Genomic DNA, 26,936 nt, shown 5'->3' on the forward strand with positions numbered 1-26,936 from the left:
CGGGAAGAGGCCTTCGCCGATGGTCCGGCGAAGGCCTCTTCCCGTCGGGTGAATCAGCCGCGCAGCCGGCGACCCACCCCGACCGCGGTCGCCGAAAGCGCGGTGGCGCCGAAGAACTTCAACAGCCGGTGCTGGCGCGTCGCCCGGTGCTGGGCCTGCAGGTACGGGATGGTCGTGTTGGTGACCATGGCGTGCAGCGGCATCCAGCGGTGGCGCAGCAGCTTCTCCAGTACCGTGTCGCAGGCCCGCTCCAAGCGGACCGCCGGGGACCGCACGGTGTCGCGGAGCTCGGCGAAGTTGCGGTGCGACATCGTGGCGAGGGCGTCGGTGTTCGGCTTGCGGCGGGCGTAGTACCGGGCCAGCGCCGCCGCCGGGTCGCCCGCGTGGGCGGCCAGGCTGTCGGTCAGCTCGAGCGCGTCCTCGAAGGCGGAGTTCATGCCCTGGGCCAGGAACGGGTACACCGCGTGGCAGGCGTCGCCGATCAGCACCACCTTGCCCTCGTAGGTCCACGGCGCGGTGCTGACGGTGACCAGGTTGAAGGTGGGCCGGCGCAGGAACTCCCCGGCGAGGCCGGGGACCAGCGCCAGGACGTCGGGGAACTCCCGGCGGAACAACGACTCGACGTCCGCGGCCGTGCGCAGCGCGTCGAAGCCCGCCGGGCCGTGGAACGGCAGGACGCAGGAACAGGTGAACGAACCGTCGCGGTTGGGGTGGGCGAACATCATCGTGTCGCCGCGGGGCCACAGGTGGAAGACGTCGTCGGCCATGCGGTGGGTGCCGTCGGCGGCGGCCGGGATGTGCAGTTCGCGCCAGCCCCACTCGAGGTAGCTCTGCGAGAAATCCGCCCGCAGCTCGTGGTGCATGGACCGGCGGACGGCGGAGAACGCGCCGTCCGCGCCCACCACGACGTTCGGGGTCACCGTGAACGCCCGCCCGTCCGGGGCCTCGAAGGTCGCCGACGGCAGGTCCCGGTCCACGCCGGTGCACCGCGTGTCGAACACGAACCGCACGCCGGGTTCCTTCAGCGCCGCCTCGACCAGCAGCGCGCTGAGGTCCTGGCGCTGGATGGCGAGGATGCCGCCGTCGCCGTAGGGGGAGAAGCGCAGACCGGCGTCGGTGTTGTGCAGCAGCCGCCCGCGCATCGGCACGACGAGTTTCGTGACTTCGTCCGACAGGCCCAGGCGCTCCAGCGCCGCCAGGCCGCGCCGGGAGAGCCCCAGGTTCATGGACGTCACCGCGACGGACGTCCCGCGCGGGTCCGGCCGGCGGTCGTACACCGTCACGACGTGCCCCTGCCGGCCCAGCGAGAGCGCGAGGAACGCGCCGGCCATGCCGGCACCCACGATCGTGAACTCCACTACACACACTCCTTGTCGTTCACGCCGCCGAGGATTTCCCGGGCGACGAGCGGGGCGGCGCCGAACCCGGAGCCGCCGCAGGCGGGCCGGGACCACACCGACGGGTGAATTCGCGCGAGGACGGGACCACCGGTGACGGGATCGGTCGCGTAGTGGCAGTCCTTGATCCCCACCACGGCGTAGCCCTCGCCGCCGGCGAGGATCGGTTCGGAAAGCAGCCGGCCGGCCCACGGTTCGTGGTCGGGGTCCGCGGTGGTGGTGACCTCCCGGCACACCGCGTCGGAACTGATCTTGAGCGTGGCCCCGCCGCCGGGCGGCAGCAGCCAGGCCCGGCGGTCGGCCCCGATCCGGCCGACCCCGGGCGCCGACGCCCACCAGGCGGCCAGGCGCGGCGGCGGCCGCAGGTAGACCATGGTCTGCCGGTGCAGCACGACGGACGGACCGGCCAGGCTGCTGCTCCACGGCCCGGCGGCGACCAGCACGGCGTCCGCGCCGAGGGTGGTGCCGTCGGCCAACACGACCCGGTGGTCGTGGACACCGGCGACGGCGCACCCCGGCCGCAGCGTCACGGCGGGGTGCGCGGCGAGCCAGCCGGTGGCCGCGAGGAGGAACCGGTCGGCCAGCAGCACGGCCGCGCCGGGGTCGAACACCCCGCGCGTCCCGGCCGGGAACAGGACGGGCCCCAGGGCATCCGGTCCGACGGCGGTGGCGGGCACCCCCGCCCGGCCCGCGGTGTCGAACGCCCGCTCGAGCTCGTCCGGAGTCCCGGCGGTGACGACACCGACGGGCCGCAGGAAGCCGGTGCCCAGCAGCGATTCCAGTTCCGCCCACCGGCGGCGGGCTTCGGCCATCCGCACGGTGCCCTCGACATCGTCCGGACGCAGCACGCGCAGGGCCCGGTGCTGGTCGGACGAGGTCGAGGCGGGGTTGGGGACGGGACCGCGGTCGAGGACGCAGACCCGGTGCCCGGCCCGGGCGCACCCGATCGCGGTCACCAGACCGGTGACCCCGGCCCCGACGACGGCGACCGTGGCCATCAGTGAGCCGTGATCCCGGCGGCCCCGGCCGGTCCGGTCGCGGTGCGCGCCCTGGCCACGCCGGCGGGCCCGGTGACGCCGGCCGGACCCACGGGCCCGGCCGCGCCGACCGACCCGGGTGCGCCGGTTGCGCTGTTCGCCCGCGCCGGCCGAGCCACACCGACCGGCGCGGGCGCGCCCGGCGACCCGGCTGCGCCTGTTGCCGCGGCGGGGTCACTCGCGCCTGCCGGGCCGGCCCACCCAGCCACGCTGGCCGGCGCGGGCGCGCTGGGTGACCCGGCTGCCCCAGCCACGGCGGGCGGCCCAGCCGATCCGGTCGGAGTGGCCGAGCTGGGTGCTCCGGCCGCGCCGGCCGACCCGGGCGCACTGGGCGGCCCGGCTGCGCCGACCGGGCCGGCCGGGCCGGGCAGGGCGGCCGATCCAGTCGCGGTGGGCGATCCGGCCGCGCCGGTCGGGATGGCCGCGCGGACTGGCCCGGCTGCGCCGGCAGGCCCACTCGCGCCGGCCGCGCCCATCACCCCGGCCGACCCAGCCGACTCGCCCGGCTCCGCCGCGCCGACCACCACCGACAGCCGCGGTAACCGCTTGGGCGTCACCGTGTCCGCGTCCGGATGTCCCGGCAGCATCGTGTCCGGCAAGGCCGCCGCCGCGAGGTCGATCAAGATCGGCGCCGCGCACCTCAAGAACACCTCCACCTGGTGACACAGGTCGCCCGCCGTCGCCAGCGTCACCGTCGCCGCCAGGCGGTCCAGCCGGGCGAGCTGCTCGGCGAGGGTCGAGGCCGCCGCCGTCAGGCTGAACCGCGGGAGCTCGTAGGCGTCGGCGAACCTCTCGGCCATCCGCCGCGCCACCCGCCTGGCATCCGCCGACACCGGCAGCGGCCCGCGGTCCACCCACCGGTCGACCGCCGCCGCGACCCGGTTCCACGGGCCGGTCAACCGGGTTTCCCCGACCCGCAGCAGGGCCTCGCGGGTGAAGTCGGTGCGCTGGTACTCCGGGCTGGTGGCACACAGGTGGAACCGGATGAGGTCGCGCGGCACCTCGGCGGCCAGCTCCCGGCCGGACACCACATGCCCGCGGCTGGTCGAGAACTTCTCGTTGGCCAGCTCGTAGAACTCGTTGGTGAAGTACTGCGACGGCAGCACGTGCTCGCCGAGCGCGGTGAGCAGCGCCGTGCCCACGATCGCGAACGGGTACGTCGCGTCCAGGCCGAGGAAGTACACCACCGTCGTGCCGGCGCCCGCGCGCCAGAGCTCGTCGTCGGCGGCCAGCACCGCGCCGCGCCGCTCGGCGCCCAGCGCCGTGGTGAACATGCTCCACGGCATGCCTTCCATGTGTGCGTAAAAGACCTGGCCCGCCACCTCCGGGAACGGCGCCGGGATGCCCCACGACGCCGGCTGCGTGATCGGGAAGTCCGGCAGGGGCCCCGCCAGCGCGGACTCGATCAGCCGGGCCATGCCGGGGCGCATCGGCGTCCGCGCGAAGTACGCCTCCAGCTGCGCGCGGTACCGCTCCACCGGGAAGACGAGGATGTCCACCTCCCGGCGCTCCAGCGGCTCGTCCGGCCGCGTCGCCGAGCGCGGGCCGATCAGGTCGCCGGGGGCGATCGGCAGCCCGCAGCTCTCGCAGATCCCGGCACACCCCTGGGCGAGGCAGAACGGGCAGCCGCCGGTGACGTAGGCGTCCATCAGGTACTCGCCCGTGCTGGGCAGGTACGGGAAGGTCACCGTCCGCAGCTCCAGCAGCCCGCGTTCGTGCAGGCGCTCGTAGAAGCGGGTCACCATCCCGGTGAACCGGTCACCGAGGCAGCCGAACCCGTCGATCTCGACACCCATCGCGGAGAAGGTCCGGCGGACCTGCGCGGCCGAGCGCTCCCGCAGCTCCTCCGGGGCCACCCCGAGCCGCTCGGCCGCGGCGACCACGTAGTTCTGCGTGAAGTGCATGCCGGTGCCGTACAGGGCTTCCCGGCCGGTCGCGCGGGCGTACCGGGTGCAGACGTCCGCGGCCAGGAACGGGCCCGCGAGGTGGCCGAGGTGCAGGTCCCCGTTCGCCGTCGGCGCGGGGGAGATCACCACGAGCCGGTTCACCGGAGGGCCTCGCGCTCGCCGGCGCCGCGGCGGGCGAGCAGGTCGTCGAGGATGTCGCGGGAGCGGTGGGCCAGCACGCTGATCAGCGAGTCGGCGATCCCGTGCGTGGCCTCGTTGACGCCCTGCAGGTACACCGCACCCCAGGCGGACTCGCCGAGGTCGACCCGGTAGCAGCGGCTGACCGAAATCTCCGCCAGGCCGACGTGCTCGGCCAGGTCCCGGACCAGCGCGGGCATCCGGTTGTCGAAGCCGGTGCCGAGGAGCACCAGGTCGCAGTGCAACGGCTCGACCTTGCCGCTGGTGCGGTCGCGCAGGTCGAGCACGACCTCGTCGCCGGTGACCCGGGCACCCACCACCTCGGTCAGCGTCCGCACCTCCGACCGGTGCTGCCCGATGCCGCGCTGCTGGTAGAGCGTGGTGTACATCTGGTCGAGGAACGGCGGGGCCGCCCCGGCGTAGTTGGTCAGCCGCATCTCGTCCAGCACCTGCTGGCGGACCTCCGGCGGGCTGTCGTAGAACCGGTCGACGAACGACGGGAAGAACAGCTCGTTGACGAACTTGCTGGTCTGGTAGTTCTGCGGGCCCACCGACCGCACGATCATCGTGCGGGTGCTGTTGGGCAGGTTGTCGTGCAGGGCCATGAACATCTCCGCCGCGCTCTGCGCCCCGCCCACCACGACGGCGCGCAGCGGCGCGTCCGCGGGCAGCTGCGCGATCCGGCGGCGGTACTGGGCGCTGTGGATGAGCCGGTCGGCGGGCAGACCCGCGAAGACCTCCGGCACGTGCGTGTCCCGGCCGCCGCCGACGACCAGGTCGCGGCAGCGGATGGTGTCCCCGTCGGCGAGGGTGGCGACCCAGCCGACGATCGAGCCGTCTTCGCCGCGCGCGGGTTCGATGCTCCGCACCTTCGCGTCGTACCGGATCCGCACCTCCTCCAGTGACTTCGCGACCCACTGCAGGTAGTCGGAGAACTCCCAGCGGAACGGGTGGAACGTCCCCAGGTTGACGAACTCGTCGAGCCGCTGCTGGTCGTGGAGGAAGCTGAGGAACGAGAACCTGCTGCGCGGGTTGCGCAGGGTCACCAGGTCCTTGAGGAAGGAGACCTGGCTGCGCGCCCACGGCATCAGCAGGTCGCGTTGCCACTTGATGTCCGGCCCCTGCTCCAGCAGCAGCGTCTGCCGGGCCAGCTCCGGGTGCCCGGACTCTTCGATGGCCACCGCGAGCGCGAGGTTCGCCGGCCCGGCTCCGATCGCGAGCAAACCCACCTGTACTTCGGTCACAGATACACTCCGATTCCTGGAATAGTCGGCGTGCCGCGTGCCGCCGGACCGATCGTAAGGAGCGCACTTTCCCGGGTGGTAGGGACGGTTTTCCCGGCCGTCGGGGAATCTCGCCGACAGCGTTCACGCCAGGGTTGCACCGATCGATGACGGCATGTGGCGAATTGATTGCGATCAAGAAAGTTGATTGCGATCAATTCCCCCTGCCGAAGAGACTCTCTTGTCGGATATGGAAGGCGCACCGCGCTTTCACCGGGAGGAGCCGATCGCCTGCGGATCGGCAGCGGTTCACTTTGGGGGAACGATGAGTCATGCCACCGGTTTCGGCCACACCGCCCGGCTGTGGCCGGTCGAACACCCTGAGCTCGCTCCGCTGACCGTGCTGCTCGCCGACCCGCAGCCGTCGGTCCGCCACTGGGTCCGGGCCGCACTGGAACACGCCGGCGGGGTGTTCGTGGTCGGCGAGGCGGCCACGGCGAACGGGGCGATCGCCGAAACCGCCCGGCACCGGCCGGACGTGCTGGTGGTCGATCCGCAGCTCGGCGGGTCCGGCCCGATCGACATCATCGGCCGGGTGGCGCTGGTTTCGCCGGAAACGAAGGTCCTCGTGCTCAGCGCGGCCGACGACGACACCGCCGTCCGGTCGGCGATCCACGCCGGGGCCCGCGGGTACCTGGTCAAGGGCGCCGACGCCGAGCAGATCGTGCGCGGGGTGCGGGTGGTGGCGGCGGGCGAGGCGATCGTCGGCCGGGCGATCGCCGCCCGGTTCAGCACTTTGGTGCGGACCTCCGGCCCCGAACCCTATCCCTTTCCGCAACTGACGACCCGGGAACGGCAGGTGCTCGATCGCATCGCCGCCGGCCGGTCGAATGCGGTGATCGCGCGCGATCTCGGCCTCGCGTCCAAGACCATCAGCAATCGCGTGTCGGCAATTTTCACCAAACTCGGAGTAGCCGATCGGGCACAGGCGATAGTGCTGGCGCGGGACGCCGGACTCGGCCGCGGCGAATTCACCGGCGATCGGGAACAGTTCCCCTATCGCCGGGAAACCGGCCCGACCTAGCGTCGATCGGCGTCGGACGCGGCGACCGTACACACGCTGATCGGAGTGGGATGTGACGGACCAAGACCTTGCCCTCCTGGACATCCGCAGGCTGGAGCCCGAGAACCTGACGCGGGCCTACGGACTGGACATGAAGCTGCTCTACCCGTGGGACGGGATGACCGCGCCGTTCCGCGGCGCCTGGTGCGTGCTGCGCCCGGGTGACGCGTCGGTGGCCCACGCCCACCACGAGCACGAGATCTTCATCGGCATGGCCGGCCGGGCCGAGGTGGTCACCGGCGACCGGCGGCACGCCTTCGCGGCCGGGGACATCGTGTTCCTGAAGCCGGGCATCGAGCACCACCTCTTCAACGACCCCGGGCACGGCGAAGACTTCTCCTACTACGCGATCTGGTGGGACCGGGAGATGTCGGCCGAGTTCGTCGCGCACGACACCGGTGAGGCGGGACCGGCGTGATCGACTACGACGGGCGGAAGTTCCGCAAGCCCGGCGCCGAGGCCGTGGCCGTGTACCGGCAGGAAGACGACGTCGTCTGGGCGGAGTTCGCCGGGGGAGAGGTGCGGCGCGGCGCGCTCACCGGCACCCAGCGCGAGAACGGGGTCCTGCACCTCGGGTACACGCTGGTGCTCGCCACCGGCGAGGTGATCTGCGGGCACACGGTGAACACGCCGGAGGTGACCGAAGACGGCCACCTCCGGCTGCGCGAGGTGTGGGAACGCTACGGCCCGCACGCCGCCACCGGCGTCTCCTACCTCGACGAGGTGAGCTAGTGTCCCGGCGCCCCACCGACGCGGACTGGCGACGCCTCGAGCGCGCGGTGACCGGCCGCGTGCGGCGGCCCGGCGAGGCCGGGTTCCGCGCCGCCGGCACGCCGTTCAACAAGCGGTTCGCCGGGATCACCCCCGCCGGCGTCCTGTCCGCGGCCGGCACCGCGGACGTCCGGCGCGCCATCGAGTGGGCGCGCGGCACCGGCGTCGACGTCGTCGTCCGCGCCGGCGGGCACAGCTTCGCGGGGCACTCGGCCGGCACCGGCCTCGTCCTGGACCTCAGCCCGATGAACACCGTGTCCGCCGACGGCTCGACCGGGCTCGTGACAGCCGCGGGCGGCGCGCTGATGACCGACGTCTACGCGGCCATCCAGCCGCACGAAATGGCGTTCGCGCTCGGCAACAGCGCCACGGTCGGCATCGCCGGGCTCACCCTCGGCGGCGGGTGCGGGGCCACCTCCCGCGTGTACGGGCTCACCGCCGACGCGCTCGTCGCGACCACGGTCGTGACCGCGGACGGGCAGCTGCTGCACTGCGACGCCGAGACCAACGCCGACCTGTTCTGGGCCTGCCGCGGCGGTGGCGGCGGGAACTTCGGGGTCAACGTCTCCTTCACCTTCCAAGCCGCGCCGGTCGCCGGCTGGGCCACCTACGTGCTGCTGTGGGACAGCGCGGACGCGGCGAAGGTCTTCTCCGTCCTCCAGGACACCGTGCGGCGGGCACCGGACGAGTTCGCGGCCCGGATCGGCGTCAGCACGGCCGGCGGCCACACCGTCGTGTCGGCCGTCGGGCAGCACCTCGGGTCCGCCGCGGAGCTGCGGGAGATCCTCGACCCGGTGCTGTCGGTCGCGCCGCCGGTCCGCACGGCCATCGCCGACCGGACCTTCTGGCAGGCCAAGGACGACCTGCGGCACGAGACCGCCGAGGGTGCGTTCGCGTCCCGGACGAACATCGCCACCGCGTCGCTGCCCGACGAGGCCATCGCCACGATGCTCTCGTTCGTCGAGCGCCATCCCGGCAGCGGCAACCCCGACGGCGGCGGTGCCGCCCTGTTCTCCTGGGGCGGGGCGATCAACCGGGTCGGCGCGACGGACACCGCGTTCGTCCACCGCGACGCGATGTTCCTGCTGGCCATGGACACCTCGTGGGCCGAAGACGACGAACCGGCCGTGGTCGAGGCCAACCTCCGCTGGCTGGCGGACCTGGGCGACGCGATGGCGCCGTACGTGTCGGACAGAGCGTTCCAGAACTTCACCGACCCGGACCTCGCGGACTGGCGCACCGCCTACTACGGCGAGAACTACCCGCGCCTGAAGCGGATCAAGGAACGCGTCGATCCGGACGGGTTCTTCACCTTCGCGCAAAGCATCGGCTCATGATCGGCGACGACAAGGTGCTCATCTGGACCGCGGCCGAGGTCGCCGCCGGCACCGTGCCCGCCGAGCACCTCCCGCACCTGCGCGAAATCCTCGCCTGGGCGTGGCGGTACCTGGTGTCCGCGCACCCGGACCTCGGCCGCAACGGCCCGGTCTGCCCCTACACCCAGCCGTCACTCCACAAAGGACTCTTCCACCTGGCCGCGCTGACCGCCGCGAACGCCGACGTCGACGCGCACGCCGCGATCGAGAGCCTGCGCACCTGGTACGAGCGGCTTTCGGCCGGCATCCCACCGGAACACCGGGAGCTGCTCACGATCCTGCTCGTGCTGCCGCAGCTGGACCACCACGACGCGACCCCGCTGGACGACCTGCAGCGCGAGGCCAAGGACGGGTTCGTCGCCGACGGGCTGATGATCGGTCAGTTCCACCCGGTCTGCGACCAGCCCGGCCTGTGGAACGACGAGTTCAAGGCGCTGCGCGCGCCGGTCCCGCTGCTGGCCGTCCGCAAGCTGGTCGTGTTCGACCTGCCGTTCCTGATGGACAGCACCGCACACGCCGAAAGCTACTTCCGGCGGTTCGCCCCGGACATCCCGCCCCGCATCCGCGACCAGCTGGTCCGGCGGCTGGTGGGCACCGAGAAGTCGTTGCAGACGGCCTGAGCACCCAGGAGAAGAGCGTGCGGCACTACCTCATGGTCCGACCGGCGTACTTCGACGTCGAATACTCGATCAACCCGTGGATGGATCCCGCCAAGCCCACCGACACCGGGCTGGCGATCACGCAGTGGGAGTGGCTGCACGACCTCTTCCTCGACCTCGGCCACCGGGTGGACCTGCTCGACCCGCTGCCGGGGCTGCCGGACATGGTCTACGCGGCCAACGGCGCCACCGTGGTGAACGGCCGGGTGCTCGTCGCGCGCTTCCGCCATCGGTTCCGCCGCCCGGAGTCCGCGGCGTACGCGGAGTGGTTCGCCCGGCACGGGTACCGCGACGTCCGGCAGGCGCGGTGGCTCAACGAAGGCGAAGGCGACTTCCTGGTCGCCGGCACCCGGATCCTGGCCGGTTCGGGCTTCCGGACCGATCCGCGGGCGCACGAGGAGGCCGCGGAGTTCTTCGGCCTGCCGGTGGCCGGGCTGACGCTGACCGACCCGCGCCACTACCACCTCGACACCGCACTGGCCGTGCTGGCCGACGACCTGATCGCCTACTGGCCGGAGGCGTTCACCGAAGGGAGCAGGCGGCGGCTCGAGCGGCTGTACCCGGACGCCGTCATCGCCTCCGCCGCCGACGCCGCCGCGTTCGGCCTGAACGCCGTCTCCGACGGGCGGCACGTCGTCCTGCCCCAGGCCGCCACGCGGCTGACGGCGCAGCTGCGGGAGCGGGGCTTCGAGCCGATCGGCGCCGACCTGTCGGAGCTGCTCAAAGGGGGCGGCAGCGTCAAGTGCTGCACGCTGGAACTGCGCGATTGAGGAGAACAGTAGTGAAAAGATCTTTCGTACTGGCCCTCGCGGTGCCGCTGTTCGGCGCGCTCGCCGTGCCGGCCACGTCGGCCCAGCCGCGCTTGTCCGGACCCACCGTCGAATTCTCCGTCCTGGCCCGGGAAAGCGCCGGCGGCTACGACGTGGCGGCCGCCGAGAAGGCCGTCCGCGCGGCCGGCGGCACGGTCGTCACGAGCAACGCCGCGGCCGGCCTGATCACCGCGGCCGCGCCGGCCGGCGGTTTCCTCGAACGGGTCTCGGGCGACCGCAGGGTGTTCGGGGCCGGCCGGGCGAAGTCGATCGGCGCGGTGCCCAAGAGCGGCAAGGCCGTGGCGAAACCCGACGTCGCCGAGACCGGAACCGGCCGCGGCCCGGCCGGGCCGAAGGGCTCGTCCGCCGGCCTGGACCCGCTCGACGACCAGCTCTGGGGCCTCAGGTCCGTGCGCTCGGACCTCGCGCGCACGGTCCAGCCCGGCGACAAGCGGGTGAAGGTCGGCGTCATCGACTCCGGCATCGACGCCACCCACCCCGACATCGCGCCGAACTTCGACCGCGCCGGCTCCCGCAACTTCGTCAAGGACATCGTCGCCGACGAGAACGGCGTTCCGGTCGACGGGCCCTGCGAGTACCGCGGCTGCGTGGACCCGGTCGACGTCGACGGCACCGGGCACGGCACGCACCTCGCCGGCACCATCGCCGCGGCCGCGAACGGGTTCGGGGTGTCCGGCGTCGCGCCGAACGTGACACTGGTGAACCTCCGCGCGGCGCAGGACTCGGGCTTCTACTTCCTGCAGCCGACGGTCGACGCGCTCACCTACGCCGGCGACGCGGGCATCGACGTCGTCAACATGTCCTTCTACATCGACCCGTGGCTGTACAACTGCACGGCGAACCCGGCGGACTCGCCCGCCGAGCAGGCCGAGCAGCGCACAGTCATCGAGGCCACGAAGCGGGCGCTGAACTACGCGCACCGCAAGGGGGTCACGATGGTGGTCGCGCTGGGCAACCAGCACAGCGACCTGGCGGCGCCGCAGCCGGACGCGACGAGCCCCGACTACCCGTCGAACCGCGCCCACCCGCGCACCGTGGACAACGCGACCTGCCTGACCCTGCCGCTGGAGGGGCCGCACACCATCGGCGTGGCCGGGTTCGGCCCGTCCCAGGCGAAGGCGGACTACTCGAACTACGGCCTCGAGCGGATCTCGGTGTCCGCGCCCGGCGGCTACAAGCGCGACTACTTCGGCACCCCGTGGTACGACAGCCGCGACAACGAGATCCTCTCGACCTACGCCCGCAGCGTCGGCGTGGCCGCCGGCTACATCGACGCGGACGGGAACATCACCGCCGCGGGCGCCGCGGTCGGCATCCGGAAGGAGCCGGCCGCCGACGGCCGCGTCGGCTACTTCCGGTGGCTGCAGGGCACGTCGATGGCGGCCCCGCACGCGGCCGGCGTCGCGGCGTTGATCGTGTCGCAGTACGGCCACCGGACCCCCGGCGGCGGATTCGGCCTGGACCCGGACGTCGTGCAGCGGATCCTCGAACAGACGGCGTCGAAGATCGCCTGCCCGGTCCCGCGCACGGTCGATTACCTCGACGAAGGCCGCGACCCTTCGTACACGGCAACGTGCGTGGGCGACGCTTCCTTCAACGGCTTCTACGGCCACGGCGCGGTCGACGCCTGGTCCGCGGTGACCCACGGCCGGCCGTGAGTGCTCCCGGCCGGAGTCGCTAGTGCAGCTTCCGGGCTCGGGCGTCGCGCTCGTTCGCGGCGGCCACGAAGGCGGGGTAGTCCTCCCAACGGGCGTGGCGGGTCCGCAGCTTGAACTCCTTGACCGCACCGGGCCGGAGGGACAGCTTCACCACGCCGAACCGTTGCCGGAAGGAGCGGACGATACCGGCCTCGATCAGGCGTACCACCTCCTCCCGCGACAGGAGCCGCCGGTGGTCTTCCCAGGCCGACCACAGCCGGCTCAGCAGTGCCGTGACGAGGAGCGCCGGGCCGAACAACTGGATGACCGTGCCGATGATGAGGAGCGCGCCCGCGTCGGACAGCAAGATCAGCACGAGACCGCTCAAGCAGCCCACTGACGTCGTGCCCATGGCGAAGACGGCCATGACGAGCGGGAGCATGTCCAGGTTCTGGTTGCCTCGGCGCTGCTGGATCCAGCAGGCCGCCATGCTCACGAGCAGCGCCGCGATGTTCAGGACGCCGATGCCCCAGAGCGCCCACAACACTGCCTTCAACACCAGCATGAATACCTCCCCGGTCGGTCCCTCCAGCATGCGCCGCCCTCGGACACGGCGTCAAGACACAGTGTCCGGACAACCTGTCCGGATTTGCTGTCCGGCTATGATCCGGCCGTGCCTTCAGTGACCCGGCCCACCGGCCGCAAGCGGCAGGACCGCCGAGAAGAGCTCGAGCGACGGTTGTTCGCCGCCACCGAGGAACTCGTCGGAGCGGGCGAGGCGTTCACCGAGCTGAGCGTCGAGCGGCTGGCCGGGGCGGCCGGCATCTCGCGGTCGACGTTCTACGTCCACTTCGAGGACAAGGGCGACCTGGTCCGGCGGCTGGCCAAGTCCGTGCTGGCCGAGCTGCGGGAGGTGTCGGGCACCTGGTGGGAGACGACCGACCCGGCCGGCCTCACCGCGGCCGTCACGGCGATCGTCGCGGTCTACCGCCGCCGCGCCGCGGCCTTCACCATCATCACCGAGACCGCGGCCTACGACCCGGCCGTCGCGGTCGAGGTGCGAACGCAGATGCAGTCGATCATCGACGCCACCCGCTCGGCGATCGAGCGCGGCCAGGCGGCGGGCGTGATGCGCCCGGTCCGCCCGGCCGAGACCGCCGCCATCTTGACCTGGATGGTCGAACGCGCGGGCTACCACCTGGTCCGCGGCACTGAAGCGGCCCAGGACGAGCCCGTCGTCGAGGCCCTGACCGACATCATCCGGACGACTCTGTACGTCGGGCGCTGATTGCCGTTTTGCCGCGTCCGAGCCCGCCTCGAGACACCGGGTTCTCCAGCTCGGCGATTCACGGCCGGCTCGCCGCCGGGGGTTGATTGGTCACCGTGCAGGCTTGTCCGGCCAGCGCGGTGAGAGCGTCGTTGAGCCTGGTGGAAACGGCGGGGTCGGCCTTTCCGATCCGGGCCAGATCCGCCAGTGAGATGGTCGGCCTTTTCCACGATCGGAGCGCGGACACCGCGGTGTCGAACTCGGTCAGCTTGACCTCCGCGGCTCGTTTCGCGGCGTCACGTTCGTCGGCGAGGCCGGCCGGGGCCGCGTGGCGCCACAGCTCCTCGAACTCGCTGCGCGCTCCGGCCTTCCGGTTTTCGAGGGCGGCGATGAAGGGCTTGATCACGATGTCGCCCCGTGAATTGAGGGCGTCGAGCGGCAGCGGGCCGTTGAGAAATGTCGGCAATCTCTCGCAACTGCCCATGACCAGTTGACGGTAGGCGGCTTCGTCCTTCTTGGCTTCGTACCCTTGGTAAAGCATGAAGGCGCCGATTCCGGTGACACCGGCCAGCGCCACGCAGACAACGCGGGCGATAGGCGGAAGCGTTCCGCTCTCGGAATACGATGTCTTGATCTTGCCGCCGAATATCCCGGCCAGCAGAAGACCGGCGGTCAAGCCGATCAACGCGGTCAGCAGTGCGACGTCCATGGCAGCCTCGCCATTCCGAGAATCTTCTGACGGTACGCCGCCACGTCGAGCTTGCGAGGTTCCCCAGCTGGGCTGATCGGGTGGACTGTTTCAAGTGGCCGGCAGCCGGACTGTCGACGGATTGTCGACGGCTCGTGCCACCGTGTACCCCGGGGGATCGAACGAGGGACGGGAGGTCACGTGCGGATCAGGCTGCTCGGCCCCGTCGACGTCGTCGTCGGCGGGGTGCCGGTGCCGATATCGGGGCTGCGACGACGCGCGGTGCTCGCGGTACTCGCGCTGCACGGCGAAGGGATAGTCGGCACAAGCAGGCTCATCGAAGCCGCGTGGGGCGATCAGGCCGGCGGGGTGGCGCCGAACACCCTGCAAAGCCACGTGTCCGCCCTGCGGCGGGTGCTCGGCGACCGGACCGCGATCGTCGCCCGGGCGCCCGGTTACCTGCTCGTTCCCGGCGCGACGGACGTGACCGAGGCACGACGGCTGATCGAGCGGGGCGAGCGCGGAGACGACCCCGCGCAGAGTGCGGCGGCGTTGCGTGCCGCGCTGGCGCTGTGGCGGGACCGTGCGCTGATCGACGTCGGCGGAGTCGCGTGGCTGGACGAGCAGGCCGCCGCTCTGGAGCGGTTGCGGACGCGGGCGCAGCTGGCGCTCATCCGGGCCAGGCTGGCCCTCGGCGAGCACGCCCAGCTCGAACCGGACCTGGAACGGCTGGCCCGGGCGCACCCGTTCGACGAGCAGGTGCACGCGCAGCTGATGTTCGCGCTGTACCGCACCGGCAGGCAGGCCGACGCGCTCGGCGTGTACCGCAGGCTGCGCGCCGCCCTGGCCGACAACCTGGGCATCGACCCCAACCAGCGGCTGCGCGACTTGGAGCTCGCGATCCTGCGGCAGGACCCGGCCCTGGAGGTGTCCGCGGCCGCCGTCCGCCTCCTGGCCTGCTGACCACCGCATTTCAGCGCCGGCTCAGTGCCGGTTCAGCGCCGCTTGTCAGAGTCGGCCCGGACGCCGATTGCGGCCTTCGCAGACAGGGGGACTCCCATGAAACTCCGACGGCTCCGGTCGTACACCGTCCTCGTGGCGGCGGCGGTCGTGTTCAGCGCCGGGGCCGCGGCGCCGGCGAGTGCCGCGGCAGCACCGATGGGGTACGCGGGCAGCCCGTTCGCCGGCGCGGCCCGGCACACCGGTTTCTCGCCCGCGGTCGCCGGTCCGCTGGTCAACGCGACCTCGCGGAACTGGGCCGGCTACGCCGTCACCTCGTTGTCCACGCCCGCCGCCACCTTCACCCACGTGCACGCCGCGTGGACGCAGCGGCCGATCACCTGCCCGGCGTCGGACGCCTGGGCGATCTTCTGGGTCGGCTTCGACGGGTGGACCAACGGCACGGTCGAGCAGGGCGGCAGCTCGGCCCGCTGCGTCAACAGCACCCCCGTCTACGAGCTCTGGTGGGAGATGTTCCCGACCAACGCGATCCAGCCGGTGCTGACCATCGACGCCGGTGACTCCGTGAGCGCGGACGTCACCTACAACGCGGCCACCGCGCAGTTCACGATCACCGTGGCGGACGCCACCCGGCACACCAGCTTCACCACCACCCAGACGTGCGCCGCCGGCCTCGTCTGCTCACGCAGCAGCGCCGACTGGATCGTCGAGGCCGTGGGCCGGTTCGGGACGAGCGACTTCTTCCCGCTGGCGAACTACGGCCGGGCGCTGATGAACAACGCGGTCGCCACCGACAACGCGGGCCACAGCGGGTCGATGTCGTCGAACCCGACCTGGCAGCGGACCCGGATCCAAGAGCAGGACGCGACCACCACCTACGCCACGACCGGCGTCGCCAGTACGAACGGCCAGAACTTCGCGGTCACCTGGGCGCACCAGTGAGCCGGGTGCGCCGGGCGGCGCTGGTGGTGGGCGCCGCCCTGACGGCCGCGGTCGCGGGCGGGACGCCGGCGGTGGCCGCGGACCCGATCACGATTTCCAACGGCCTGTTCAACAACAGCGCCGCGACCGCCTGGTCCTCGGCGCCGGCCACGACCATGGGCGACCGGACCGTCACCCGGACCACCACCGGGGTCCAGGGTCTCGTCGTCAGCGGCCCGACCGGGTCGGTGTTCCACCAGACGCTCGGCGTGTCGCGGTACATGTTCATCGGGACCCGCAACCACGTCCTGATCCTGGAGTCGCCGACCGGCGGCGGCAACCGCTCGGTGTCCCTTGTGGACTTCTCCGCCACGCCGCCCGCCGAGCGGCCGATCCTGACCGTCCTCGCCGCCTCGGCGGCGGTGAGCCTCCCGGCCGTCCAGTTCAGCGTGGGGACCGGTGACGCGTTCTTCGTCTTCGCACCCACCGGCACCACGGTCGCCGGGCTGGGCATCTACCGCAGTGACAACGCGACGATCCTCTGCCCGGGACCCCCACCGCTGACACCGACCGGCCAGCTTTTCGGCGAGGCCACGGCAACCCAGCTGCGGATCAAGATGGGTGGCTCGGTGCTGGCCGCGTGCGCCCGCCCGCCCGGCACCGGCGGCTGAGCGCCTTTCGACGGCGGCGCCGGGCAGCCGCGAAGTCATCCGGGCGATCGCTGGACACCGCACTCGGAGCTCCCGAAGAATGTGCCCCCTCGTAACCGAGGGGGAGGAACCTGCCGGTGCCGCGACACGAGCGCCCGCTGACCGAAGACGGGACAGCGGCGAACTTCGCGATCGGTCTACGCGAGTTGCGCCGGATGGCGGGCAATCCGCCGTACCGGGAGCTGGGCCGGCGCGCGCACTATTCCGCGGGCACGTTGTCCGACGCCGCGGCCGGCCGGAAACTGCCCAGTCTTCCGGTCACCCTGGCCTACGTCCGCGCGTGCGGCGGCGACGTGGCCGAATGGGAGCAGCGCTGGCACGAGGCGAACGCGGAACGGCCGGAACCGGACCGGATCGAGATCGACGTGCCGGACGAGCTCCAGCCGTACGTCGGGCTCGCCGCCTTCGGCCCCGGCGACACCGACCGGTTCTTCGGCCGGGACGCGCTGGTGGACCTCGTGGCGCTGCGGGTGGCCAAGCACCGGCTGGTCGGTGTCTTCGGGGCTTCCGGCGCGGGCAAGTCGTCGTTGCTCCAGGCCGGCTTGGTGCCCCGGCTCGGTTCGGGCGGTACCGATGCGGTCGTGGTCACCCCGGGCGGCGACCCGCTGCTCTCCTGCGCGACGCGGCTGGCCGACGCCTTCGGCCGGGACGCGCAGGACCTGCACGCCCGGCTGACGGCCGACGAGAGCGGTCTGCACCAGCTCGTCCGGGACCGCTACCGGAACCGTCCCGCCGGTGCCGAGCTCCTGCTCGTGGTCGACCAGTTCGAAGAGGTCTTCACGCTCTGCTCAGACGAAACCGCCCGCGCCCGCTTCATCGACGCACTGTGCACCGCGGCCCAAGCCGAAGGCAGCCGGCTCCGGGTGGTCCTCGGCGTGCGCGCGGACTTCTACGGGCACTGCACCGCCCATGCCGGGCTCGTCGAGATGCTGCGCGATGCCCAGATCGCCGTCGGGCCGATGTCGGCAGCCGAGTTGCGGCAGGCCATCACCAATCCCGCGCGCAAGGTGGAGTGCACCGTCGAGGGCGCGCTGGTCGCGGAGCTGGTCGCGCAGACCCACGGCCGGATCGGTGTGCTCCCGCTGCTGTCGCACGCCTTGCGGGAGACGTGGCGGCGGCGCCGGGGCAACACCCTCACCCTGGCCGGATTCCAAGCCGCGGGCGGGATCGACGGTGCCCTCGCCCGGACGGCGGAGACCCTCCACGACAGCCTCCGCCCCCACCAGCAAGACCTCCTTCGCGACCTGTTGCTGCGGCTCACCACCCCCGGAGACGGCACCGAAGACACCAAACGCCGCATCAGCAGGGCCGAAGTCGACGACGCCGACGAGGAGATGGCGACGGTGCTCGACGGGCTCGTCCGGCACCGGTTGCTGACCTTGGACCAGGACGCCGTCGAGATCACCCACGAGGCCCTGATCCGGTGCTGGCCGCGGCTGCGCGACTGGCTGGCCGACGACCGGGACGGCAGGCGCATCCACCGCCGGCTCGCCGAGGCCGCCGCGAGCTGGGAGGAACTCGGCCGCGAGGACGCGGCGCTGCTGCGCGGCACGCGGCTGGCGGTGGCCAGGCAGTGGGCGGAGGCCACGACCACGACGTTGACCGACGGCGAGCGGGAGTTCCTGGACGCCGGCAGCGCGCTGGAAGACCGCGAGCTGCGCGCGGCCCGCCGCCGCACCCGGAGGCTGCGCCAGTCGGTGGCGCTGCTGACCGCGCTGCTGCTCGTCGCGGTCGGGGCGACGATCTACGCCGCGAGCGCGCGCAGCCGGGCCAACGACCAGCGCGACCTCGCCCTGTCGCAGAAGGTCGCGGGCGAAGGAGCCGCGTTGCGCACGGCGAACCCGGCGCTGGCGGCGCAGCTCAGCCTCGCCGCCTACCGGCTGGCTCCGACCGTCGAGGCCGGATCCAGTGTGCTTTCGACGATCGCGACGCCCTATGCGACGCGCCTGCTCGGCCACACCGGAAACGTCGAAGCCGCCGCCTACAGCCCCGATGGCCGGCTGGTGGCCAGCAGCGGCGAGGACCTGACCGTGCGGATCTGGGACGTCTCGTCCCGGCACCCCCAGCCGATCGCGGTGCTGACCGGGTACGGCCACAACGTCAAAGGCGTGGCGTTCAGTCCCGACGGGCGCCTGCTGGCGACCGTGAGCCACGACAACACCGCCCGCCTGTGGGACATCGCCGACCCGCGGCGTCCCCAGGAAATCGCCGTGGCCTCCGGGCACACCGGCGGCGTCAACAGCGTGGCCTTCACCCCGGACGGCCGCTACCTGGCCACCGGAGCCGATGACGACACCGCCCGGATCTGGGACCTCGCCGACCCGGCCCATCCCGCGGTCGTGGCGACGGTGAGCGGCCACGAGAAGGCCGTGCACACGGTGGCCTTCGGGCTCGGCGGCCGGGTGCTCGCCACCGGCAGTGCCGACGACACCGTCCGGCTGTGGGACGTCTCGGTGCCGGGGCGGCCCCTCCCGCTCGGGGCGCCGATCCGGCACACCGACGACATCCGCAAAGTGACGTTCAGCCCCGACGGCCGCATGCTCGCCACCTCGGGCAACGACAACCTGACCCGGCTGTGGGACGTCACCGACCCGGCCGCGCCGCAGGCGCTCGGCACGCTGTCCCACGGCAACCAGGCGACCGCCGCCGGGTTCAGCCACGACGGCCGGACCCTGGCCACCGGCAGCGCCGACAACACCGTGCAGCTGTGGAGCCTCGCCGACCCGCTGCACCCGCGGGAGCTGGCCACCCTGACCGGCCACACCAATGCCGTGTTCGCGGTGGCCTTCAGCCCCGACGGGCGCCGGCTGGTCAGCGGCAGCTGGGACCGCACCCTGCGGCTGTGGGACCTGTCCGGTCTCGCGCTGAGCGGGCACGCCGGCGCGGTCAACACCGTGGCGTTCGCGCCCGGCGGGCACACCGTGGTCAGCGCGGGAGCCGACAACACGGTGCGGCTTTGGCAGCGGGCGGGCGCGGTCGACGCCGAGCAGCTCACGGTGCTGGCCGGGCACACCCGCATGGTGCGCCAGGTGGCCATCAGCGGGCCGGGGACGGTGCTGGCCAGCGTCGGCAACGACAACACCGCCCGCCTGTGGGACCTCACCGACCCGCGCCGGGGGAGCCAGGCCGCGGTCCTGCCCGGCGGGACGAACGTCGCTCCCTGGGTGGACACGGTGTTCGCCACCGCGATGAGCCCGGACGGCAGGATACTGGCCACCACCGACAACGACCGGATGGTGCTGCTGCGGGACGTCTCCGATCCGCGCCACCCCCGGCCGCTCGGCACCCTCACCGGGCACCTGAAGGCGGTGTTCGGCATCGCGTTCAGCCCCGACGGGCGCACGCTGGCCACCGCCGCCGGGGACAACTCGGCGCGCTTGTGGGACGTGTCCGACCCCGCTCGGCCGGTCGCGCTCGGCGTGCTCGAAGGGCACGACGACTTCGTCCACTCGGTGGCGTTTTCCCCGGACGGGCGGACGCTGGCCACCGGCAGCGCCGACAACACCGCCCGGCTGTGGGACGTCGGCGACCCGCGGCACCCCCGGCCGGGTGCCACCTTGAACGCGCACACCGACGTCGTGTTCTCCGTGGCGTTCTCCCCGGACGGCCGGCGCCTGGCCACCGGCAGCGGGGACGGCACCGCCCGCCTCTGGGACGTCGCGGACCTCGCCGCGCCCCGGCCGGACGCGGTGCTGGACGGCCACGCCAAGGGCATCGGCGCGGTGGCGTTCAGCCCCGACGGCGCGGTGCTCGCGACCGCCGGCCGGGACGGGCTCGTCCGGCTGTGGGAGACCTCCGTCGAAGCGGCCGCCACGCGCATCTGCGGGCACGCCTCCCCGGTGATCACGGAAGAGGAGTGGCGGCGGTACCTCCCGGACATCGCTTACCGGCCGCCCTGCCCGGCCTGACCCCGGCGCGCGCCGTTACTCCGGTCGAGGCAGCGCGCAGCCCCCTTTCGGCCGGACCGTTGTTCGGCGATTTTCGTCCGGTGTTCGCGGGCCCGATGCCGAACACCGGGTTTCGCTAGGCATCCCCCTGTCGGGTTCGGCGATCACCAGGGGGTTCACATGTCACGCCGGTTCGGGTCTTTCCGACGATGCGGTTCACGCGCGATCCTGCTCGCTCTGATCGCCGTACTCGGCCTGACGGCCTTCGAAGCCCCGGTCGCCGTCGGCGCGGCACCCGCGGTGCACCGGATCGACCCCAGGGACGTGCCGACGCTGCCGGGCCGGGCGGCGCGGCAGCCGGCCGCCTCGGTCACGAGGGCCGACTTCGGCCCGATGTCGACGCGGTCGGGAGCGGTCGCGAGCCACTTCGACCCGAAGGCGTCGAAGCCGGTGGCGCGCTCGATGTTCGCCGAGGAGTACCTCAACCCGGACGGCACCCGCACGGCCCGGCAGTCGGACCTGCCGTTGAACGTGGCCGACGGGAAGGGGGAGTGGCATCCGGTCGACCCGACCCTGCGGCGGGAGCCGTCCGGGCGGATGGCGGCCAAGGCACAGCCGTTGGCGCCGTCCGTCGCGGACAACGCGGCCGACCCGGCAGTCCTGTCCGTCGCGGTCGACGGGGCACGGGCATCGCTCGGGCTCGAGCAGGCCGCGCCGAGCCCGGTCCGCGTCGCCGGGAGCCGCGCGACCTACGCCGACGTCCTGCCCGGCACCGACCTGGACTACGAGGTGACCTCGGGTGCGGTCAAGGAGACGCTCGTCCTCAAGCGGGCGCCGGAGCGGGCGGAATGGCGGTTCCGGCTGTCGACGGCCGGGCTGACCCCGGAGGCCGCCCCCGACGGCACGGTCCGCTTCCTCGACGGCAAGGCGGCCGCGAAGCTGGTCATGCCACCGATCGAAACCTGGGACTCCTCCGGTACCGCCGACCGTGCCCCCGCCCTGACCGGTGGCCGCTACCGCCTCGAGCGCTCCGGGACGCAATGGGTCCTGACGGTGGCGGTGGACGAGACGTGGCTGCGGGACCCGAAGCGGGTCTACCCGGTGCACGTCGACCCGACGTTCTCCTTCGGCGTGCTCGATTCCCAGAGCTACCGGTCGGACGGCTACACCTGCAGCAACTGCGGCCTCCGCATCGGGAACAGCCAGAACGCCGGCGATTCCTACAACCGGACCGCGCTGCGGTTCGACTTCTCACCGCTGTACGGCAAGACCGTGGTCGGCGCACGGGTCGACGTCGCCCGCAACACCAGCGTGGTCGGCTCGGTCAAGACGTGGAACGCCGACCTGTACCACGCGGCCGCCCTCGACATCAACGGGCTCGGCGCGCACCTGGCCGGCGCACTCGTCGGTGACGTCGGTTCGTTCTCCTCCCCGGAGCTGACCGGGTTCCTCAAGCACGTCGTGGACATCCGGCAGCCCTCGTACTTCATGCTGGTCGGCAGCGAAGTGGCCGGCACCTGGACGTACAAGAACCTCAACGCCACCCTCAGCGTCGACACCGGGGTCGCGCCACCGGCGGCGAACCTGGTGAGCCCGGCCGACAACAGCGTGCTCACCACGCTGACGCCGGCACTGGCGGTCAACGCCGTGACCGATCCCGACGGCGACCCCATCACCTACTGCTTCAAGGTCGCGACCGGCCCGGACGCGAAGTCCGGCGTCGTCGTCGATTCGGGGTGCCTGACCAGCCCCACCTGGGCGATCCCGGCCGGGGTCCTGCAGGACGGCGGGACCTACACCTGGCAGGCCACCACCTACAGCGGGATCAGCGCGACCGCGCCACCGTGGGTCGGCCACTTCAAGGTCGACCAGCGCATCGGCGCACGGGGGCCGTCCCCGTCGGACACGCTGGGCCCGTTCACCGTGAACCTCGCCAACGGCAACCTCTCGACCCAGGTCACCGGTCCGGAGTTCACCACCGTCGCGGGCAAGGCGGGGCTGTCGTTCACGTACAACTCCCAGCAGGCCGAGCCGAAGGGGCTCAAGACGTCGTACTTCGCCGACCTGTCCCACAACGGCCTGATCAACGACGCCCAGCAGCCGATCCTGGTGCGGACCGAGCCGCAGGTGAACGTCAACTGGAGCGGTGATTCGCCGTTCGCGCCGGCGCTCGCGGCGGACTGGTTCGTGGTGCGCTGGGAGGGCTACTTCCAGGCGCCGGTCACCGGCAGTTTCCAGTTCGCCGGCGTGCACGACGACGGCGCGACCGTGTGGGTCAACGGGGCCAAGGTGTACGGGGTCTCCGGCCCCAGCGACGTGAACTGGACCGAGTCGAGCGCGGTGAACCTCACCGCGGGACAGCGGGTGCCGATCAAGATCGAACTCGCCGAAGCCGCCGGGCTGGCCCAGATGCGGTTGTTCACCCGCACCACGGACGGCAGCACCGTGCCCGCCCAGATCGTCTCCGCGGACTGGCTGTACTCCGCCGACCTGCCGGCGGTGCCGCGCGGCTGGACGCTGTCCGCCGACGTGGACGGTGACGGTGCCTCCTACACGGACGCGAAGATCGCCGACCAGTCGATCGTGCTCACCGACGGCACCGGCGCCAAGCACACCTGGACCAAGGCGAGCACCGGCGGCTACACCGCGCCCGACGGCGAATCCGGGGTTCTCGCCCTCGACGCGGGAGGGCGGGTGACCCTCACCGAAGGCTCGAACGTGTTCGCCTTCCGCGCCGACGGCAAGCTCGAGTCCCAGACCAGCGTGGCCGACACCCGCAAGCCCGCGACCCTGCAGAACCTCTACGACGGCGCGCCGTCGCGGCTGCGGGAGATCAAGGATCCCGTCTCGGGCCGCTCGCACGTCCTGCACTACAACCGCGCCGGCGACGACTGCTACGGCGGCACCACGCCACCACCGGGAGCCGACGCCCTGCCGCCCTCGCAGATGCTGTGCCGGATCACCTACTGGGACGGCAGCGAAACCCGGTTGTGGTACGTGGGCGGCAACCTCGGCCGGGTGGAGGATCCCGGATCGGAGATCACCGACTTCGGCTACACCGGCCAGGGCCTGCTCAACGGCGTCCGGGACAGCCTGGCCACCGACTGGATCGCCGCCGACCCGGCCGCGCGCCAGGCGAACCAGGGCGACGTCACGGCGTACGTCACCTACGACACGGGAGCGAAACCGAAAGCCACCGGAGCCGGGTCTTCCGTCCCGGCGATCGGGCAGCCCCGGCTGGCTCGCACCTACCGCTACGACCCGGCCAACCGCCAGGCTTTCGTGGACGTCGCCGGGCTTTCCCCGGCGGCCGGTTTCGCCACGAAGGTCACTTATGACGACGCCGACCGCACCTTGAGCACGACCGATGCCACGAACCGCGCCACGCGCCAGACCTGGAACGTGCGGGACCAGGAACTGACCTCGACCGACGCGGCCGGGCGGGTTTCGACCAAGGTCTACGACTACGCCGACCGCCTGACCGACACCTACGGCCCGGCACCGGCGTCCTGCTTCACCGGGCAGCTGCCCACCGCCGGCTGCGCGGCCACGGTGCCCCACGAGCACACCGGCTACGACGAGGGGCTCAACGGCCTCACGATCGCCCTCTACCCCAACGACTCGCTGACCGGCGCACCGAAGGTCTTCACCAGCACGATCGGCGACGCGACCGGCAAGCTGGTCCGGAACTGGGACACGGCCGCACCCGCCGACGGCATCCCCGCCGACCGGTTCTCCCTGCGCGCCACCGGAGAGCTCGTGCTGCCCCAAGCCGGTGACTACACCATCCGGCTGCTCGCCGACGACGGCGTCCGAGTGTGGATCGACGACCGCTCCGTCATCGACGACTGGCGGCCCAGCGTGCCGACGTGGCGCCAGGCGACCGTGCACAGCGATGCCGCCAACTCGGTGAAGCGGATCCGCGTCGACTACTACGAAGCCGACCAGACCGCGCAGCTCGAGCTGCACTGGACCACGCCCGGCGGAGTCCAGGAGCCGGTGCCGGGCACCCAGCTGCGGCCCCGGTACGGGTTGCCCACCTCGACGCTGACCGCCGAGTCCGCCGGTGTGCCCGACCGGACCACGGCGACCCGCTACACCGGGTTGGACCCGGTGTACGGCCAGGCGACCGGTACGGTCGCCGATCCGGCCGGGCTCGGACTGACTCAGGGACACGGTTTCGAACCCGTCGGCACGGGATACCTGCGCAAGACCGGCAAGACGCAGCCCACCGGGGCGCAAACCGGCTACACCTTCTACGGGGACACCGAAACCCGCGCCAATCCCTGTTCGGCGGGCAGCCCGGCGGTGAACCAGGGCGGGATGGCCAAGCTGACCACCGGAACCACGCCGGCGGCCGGACCGGCCCGGACCGACGAGCAGGTGTACGACCCGAGCGGCCGGGTCGTCGCCCGCGCGACGGCGGGCGGCTGGTCGTGCCTGAGCTACGACGCCCGGGGCCGGGTGCTGCAGCAGACCCACCCGGCGAACCCGGCCGCGGGACCGCGCACGGTCACCCACGACCACGCGGTCGGCGGCGAGCCGCTGACGACCTCGTTCGGCGACTACACCGGCACCGTGACCACCAGGACCGACCTGCTCGGCCGGGTCGTCCAGTACACCGACGTGAACGGGACCGACACCACCACGAGCTACGACCAGGCCGGGCGCGTCGTCCGGACCGCCAGCGATCCGTCGCTGTCGAACGACCCGCCGCGGGTCACGGTGACGACCTACGACGACGCCGGCCGGGTGCTGACCGTCCAGGTCGACGGGACCACGCAGGCGGTGAACACCTACGACTCCGGCGGGGACCTGGCGTCGGTGGTCTATGCCAACCACACCGAGCTCTCCGCGATCGGCCGGGACGACGCCGGCCGCACCACGGCACTCACCTGGAAGACGAGCGACGGCAGGCAGATCGTGTCCGCGGTGACCCGCAGCCGGGCGGGCACCGTCACCGACGAATCCCTCGACGGGGTCGACGCCAACCCGGCAGGCCCGAACTACGCCTACGACGCCGTGGGCCGGCTCACCCAGGCCTACGTCGCGGGTCACCACTTCACCTACGACTTCACCTCGGCCGCGGCGGCGGCGTGCCCGGCCGGCACCCAGCCGAACGCGGGCCGCAACACCAACCGGGTGCGGCTGCTCGACCAGACCCCGGGCGGCACGGCGGAAACCGGGTACTGCCACGACAACGCCGACCGGCTCCTCGCCACCACCGGGGCCACCGCCGCGTCGGGGTTCACCTACGACAGCCACGGCAACACCACCGCCTACACGATCGGAGACTCGACCACCCGGCTCGGCTTCGACGCGGCCGACCGCAACATCCTCGTCACGACGACCGGCGCGGACGCGGCCGACGTGTCCTACGTGCGCGATGTCACCGACCGGATCGCCCGCCGCGACGTCCGCCAAGGTGATCAGCAGGCCGCCGTCCTCTACGGCTACGCCGGCGACGGCGACGCGTCGATCGTCACGTTCGACGTCGACCACCACGCGCTGACCTGGACCCAGGTCCTGCCCGGCGGGGTCGTGTGGACCGAGCAGACCTCGCAGTCGCCGGACAACTGGGACCTGCCGACCGTCCGCGGCGACCTGTTCGCCACCGTGCAGAACGGCGGGCTCGTCGTCGGCGACGTGCGGACCTACACCCCGGACGGCCGGCCGGTCTCGCCGGCCGGTGCGGTGAACACCGACAACGTCCCGGACAACCAGCCCGGCCAGCTGGACTACGGCTGGCTCGGCCAGCACCGGCGTCCCTACGAACACGCCGGCGCGCTGTCGATCGTCCAGATGGGCGCCCGGCCCTACAGCCCGCTGTTCGGCCGGTTCCTCTCGGTCGACCCGGTCGAAGGCGGCTCCGCCAACGACTACGACTACGTCATGGGTGACCCGGTCAACAAGACCGACCTCGACGGCAAGGCCTGCCGCCGGAACTGGTTCAGCCGGACCTGCACCACGGTTCGTTTCAGCTGGACCCGCATCACGATCCGCACCGTCACGCGGACTGTCTGGGGCGTCACCACCGACCGCCGGCGGGAGTACCGGATGGCGCGCGCATGGCCCCGCGGACGCTGGGTGCTGGACATCCAAACCACGTGCACCAGGTACCGCGGCGGCCGCCAGAGCTGCGTGGTCTACCAGCCGCACGCGATGAGGGCCAAGACACCCAGCTTCGCCTGCGTCTCGAGCATGGTCGCCCTGGGCATTGCCGGCGGCGGAGTGCTGGTTTCGATCGTCGCGACCGGTGGCCTCACCGCCGTAGCCGGTTACGGCGCGATCACCGCGAGTGGGTGGTCGATCGCCGGGATGGCCGCCAACTGTTGAGACCGTCGGCGACCACGAACCGACTCGAAG

19 protein-coding genes are annotated in these 26,936 nt (G+C 72.3%); 13 read left to right on the top strand and 6 right to left on the bottom strand.

Going from position 1 to position 26,936, the window contains the following annotated elements; all coding sequences use genetic code 11:
- Window positions 1–53 precede the first annotated feature (53 nt).
- The 4 genes from ACWED2_RS13325 to ACWED2_RS13340 are packed head-to-tail and all read right to left on the bottom strand — an operon-like array spanning window position 54 to window position 5,762.
- A complete protein-coding gene (locus ACWED2_RS13325) occupies window positions 54–1,358 on the bottom strand; it encodes an FAD-dependent oxidoreductase (RefSeq protein ID WP_449690706.1) in 1,305 nt (434 codons plus the stop codon).
- The gene (locus ACWED2_RS13330; RefSeq protein ID WP_449690707.1) at window positions 1,358–2,395 is read right to left on the bottom strand and encodes an NAD(P)/FAD-dependent oxidoreductase; all 1,038 of its coding nucleotides are present in this window, start codon (window positions 2,393–2,395) and stop codon (window positions 1,358–1,360) included. The genes ACWED2_RS13325 and ACWED2_RS13330 overlap by 1 nt, the downstream gene beginning before the upstream one ends.
- Window positions 2,395–4,482, bottom strand: coding sequence for a class I tRNA ligase family protein (locus ACWED2_RS13335; RefSeq protein WP_449690708.1), 2,088 nt, complete (start codon window positions 4,480–4,482; stop codon window positions 2,395–2,397). Before ACWED2_RS13335 ends, ACWED2_RS13330 begins: the two co-directional genes overlap by 1 nt.
- On the bottom strand, window positions 4,479–5,762 hold the full coding sequence (locus ACWED2_RS13340) for a SidA/IucD/PvdA family monooxygenase (protein ID WP_449690709.1): 1,284 nt from the start codon (window positions 5,760–5,762) through the stop codon (window positions 4,479–4,481). Before ACWED2_RS13340 ends, ACWED2_RS13335 begins: the two co-directional genes overlap by 4 nt.
- A gap of 304 nt (window positions 5,763–6,066) precedes the next feature.
- Between ACWED2_RS13340 and ACWED2_RS13345 the strand changes: the two genes are divergently transcribed.
- Genes ACWED2_RS13345 through ACWED2_RS13375 form a run of 7 tightly spaced genes read left to right on the top strand, consistent with a single transcriptional unit; the run spans window position 6,067 to window position 12,158 of the window.
- Entirely contained in the window at window positions 6,067–6,825 is a 759-nt protein-coding gene (locus ACWED2_RS13345; protein WP_449690710.1) for a LuxR C-terminal-related transcriptional regulator, read from the top strand.
- Window positions 6,826–6,877: 52 nt separating this feature from the next.
- Complete coding sequence (locus ACWED2_RS13350; RefSeq protein ID WP_449690711.1) at window positions 6,878–7,282, top strand: cupin domain-containing protein; 405 nt, start codon at window positions 6,878–6,880, stop codon at window positions 7,280–7,282.
- Window positions 7,279–7,596: a hypothetical protein gene (locus tag ACWED2_RS13355; RefSeq protein WP_449690712.1), complete on the top strand. Its 318-nt coding sequence runs from the start codon at window positions 7,279–7,281 to the stop codon at window positions 7,594–7,596. The genes ACWED2_RS13350 and ACWED2_RS13355 overlap by 4 nt, the downstream gene beginning before the upstream one ends.
- Window positions 7,596–8,972 (top strand): FAD-binding oxidoreductase, encoded by a 1,377-nt coding sequence (locus tag ACWED2_RS13360; protein WP_449690713.1) that lies wholly within the window; start codon window positions 7,596–7,598, stop codon window positions 8,970–8,972. The genes ACWED2_RS13355 and ACWED2_RS13360 overlap by 1 nt, the downstream gene beginning before the upstream one ends.
- Window positions 8,969–9,631: a DUF6875 domain-containing protein gene (locus tag ACWED2_RS13365; RefSeq protein ID WP_449690714.1), complete on the top strand. Its 663-nt coding sequence runs from the start codon at window positions 8,969–8,971 to the stop codon at window positions 9,629–9,631. Before ACWED2_RS13360 ends, ACWED2_RS13365 begins: the two co-directional genes overlap by 4 nt.
- Before the next feature lie 17 nt (window positions 9,632–9,648).
- Entirely contained in the window at window positions 9,649–10,440 is a 792-nt protein-coding gene (gene ddaH / locus ACWED2_RS13370; protein ID WP_449690715.1) for a dimethylargininase, read from the top strand.
- A gap of 11 nt (window positions 10,441–10,451) precedes the next feature.
- Window positions 10,452–12,158, top strand: coding sequence for a S8 family serine peptidase (locus ACWED2_RS13375; RefSeq protein ID WP_449690716.1), 1,707 nt, complete (start codon window positions 10,452–10,454; stop codon window positions 12,156–12,158).
- Window positions 12,159–12,177: 19 nt separating this feature from the next.
- Here ACWED2_RS13375 and ACWED2_RS13380 read toward each other — a convergent pair whose 3' ends face one another.
- Window positions 12,178–12,702, bottom strand: coding sequence for a hypothetical protein (locus tag ACWED2_RS13380; RefSeq protein ID WP_449690717.1), 525 nt, complete (start codon window positions 12,700–12,702; stop codon window positions 12,178–12,180).
- 108 nt (window positions 12,703–12,810) lie between these two features.
- Here ACWED2_RS13380 and ACWED2_RS13385 point away from each other — a divergent pair, with 108 nt between their 5' ends.
- Window positions 12,811–13,425: a TetR/AcrR family transcriptional regulator gene (locus ACWED2_RS13385; RefSeq protein ID WP_449690718.1), complete on the top strand. Its 615-nt coding sequence runs from the start codon at window positions 12,811–12,813 to the stop codon at window positions 13,423–13,425.
- Window positions 13,426–13,483: 58 nt separating this feature from the next.
- Here the strand turns inward: ACWED2_RS13385 and ACWED2_RS13390 are convergent, their stop codons facing one another.
- Window positions 13,484–14,113 (bottom strand): hypothetical protein, encoded by a 630-nt coding sequence (locus ACWED2_RS13390; RefSeq protein ID WP_449690719.1) that lies wholly within the window; start codon window positions 14,111–14,113, stop codon window positions 13,484–13,486.
- Between the two features lie 180 nt (window positions 14,114–14,293).
- Between ACWED2_RS13390 and ACWED2_RS13395 the strand changes: the two genes are divergently transcribed.
- From ACWED2_RS13395 to ACWED2_RS13415, 5 genes are all read left to right on the top strand, one after another.
- A complete protein-coding gene (locus ACWED2_RS13395; protein WP_449690720.1) occupies window positions 14,294–15,055 on the top strand; it encodes an AfsR/SARP family transcriptional regulator in 762 nt (253 codons plus the stop codon).
- Between the two features lie 96 nt (window positions 15,056–15,151).
- Window positions 15,152–15,994, top strand: coding sequence for a G1 family glutamic endopeptidase (locus tag ACWED2_RS13400; RefSeq protein ID WP_449690721.1), 843 nt, complete (start codon window positions 15,152–15,154; stop codon window positions 15,992–15,994).
- Window positions 15,991–16,644, top strand: coding sequence for a hypothetical protein (locus tag ACWED2_RS13405; RefSeq protein ID WP_449690722.1), 654 nt, complete (start codon window positions 15,991–15,993; stop codon window positions 16,642–16,644). The genes ACWED2_RS13400 and ACWED2_RS13405 overlap by 4 nt, the downstream gene beginning before the upstream one ends.
- Before the next feature lie 116 nt (window positions 16,645–16,760).
- Window positions 16,761–20,591 (top strand): nSTAND1 domain-containing NTPase, encoded by a 3,831-nt coding sequence (locus ACWED2_RS13410; RefSeq protein ID WP_449690723.1) that lies wholly within the window; start codon window positions 16,761–16,763, stop codon window positions 20,589–20,591.
- A gap of 159 nt (window positions 20,592–20,750) precedes the next feature.
- Window positions 20,751–26,906, top strand: a complete 6,156-nt coding sequence (locus ACWED2_RS13415; RefSeq protein ID WP_449690724.1) for a PA14 domain-containing protein — start codon at window positions 20,751–20,753, stop codon at window positions 26,904–26,906.
- The last annotated feature ends 30 nt before the right edge of the window (window positions 26,907–26,936 follow it).

It is taken from the genome of Amycolatopsis sp. NPDC005003 (assembly GCF_053600695.1).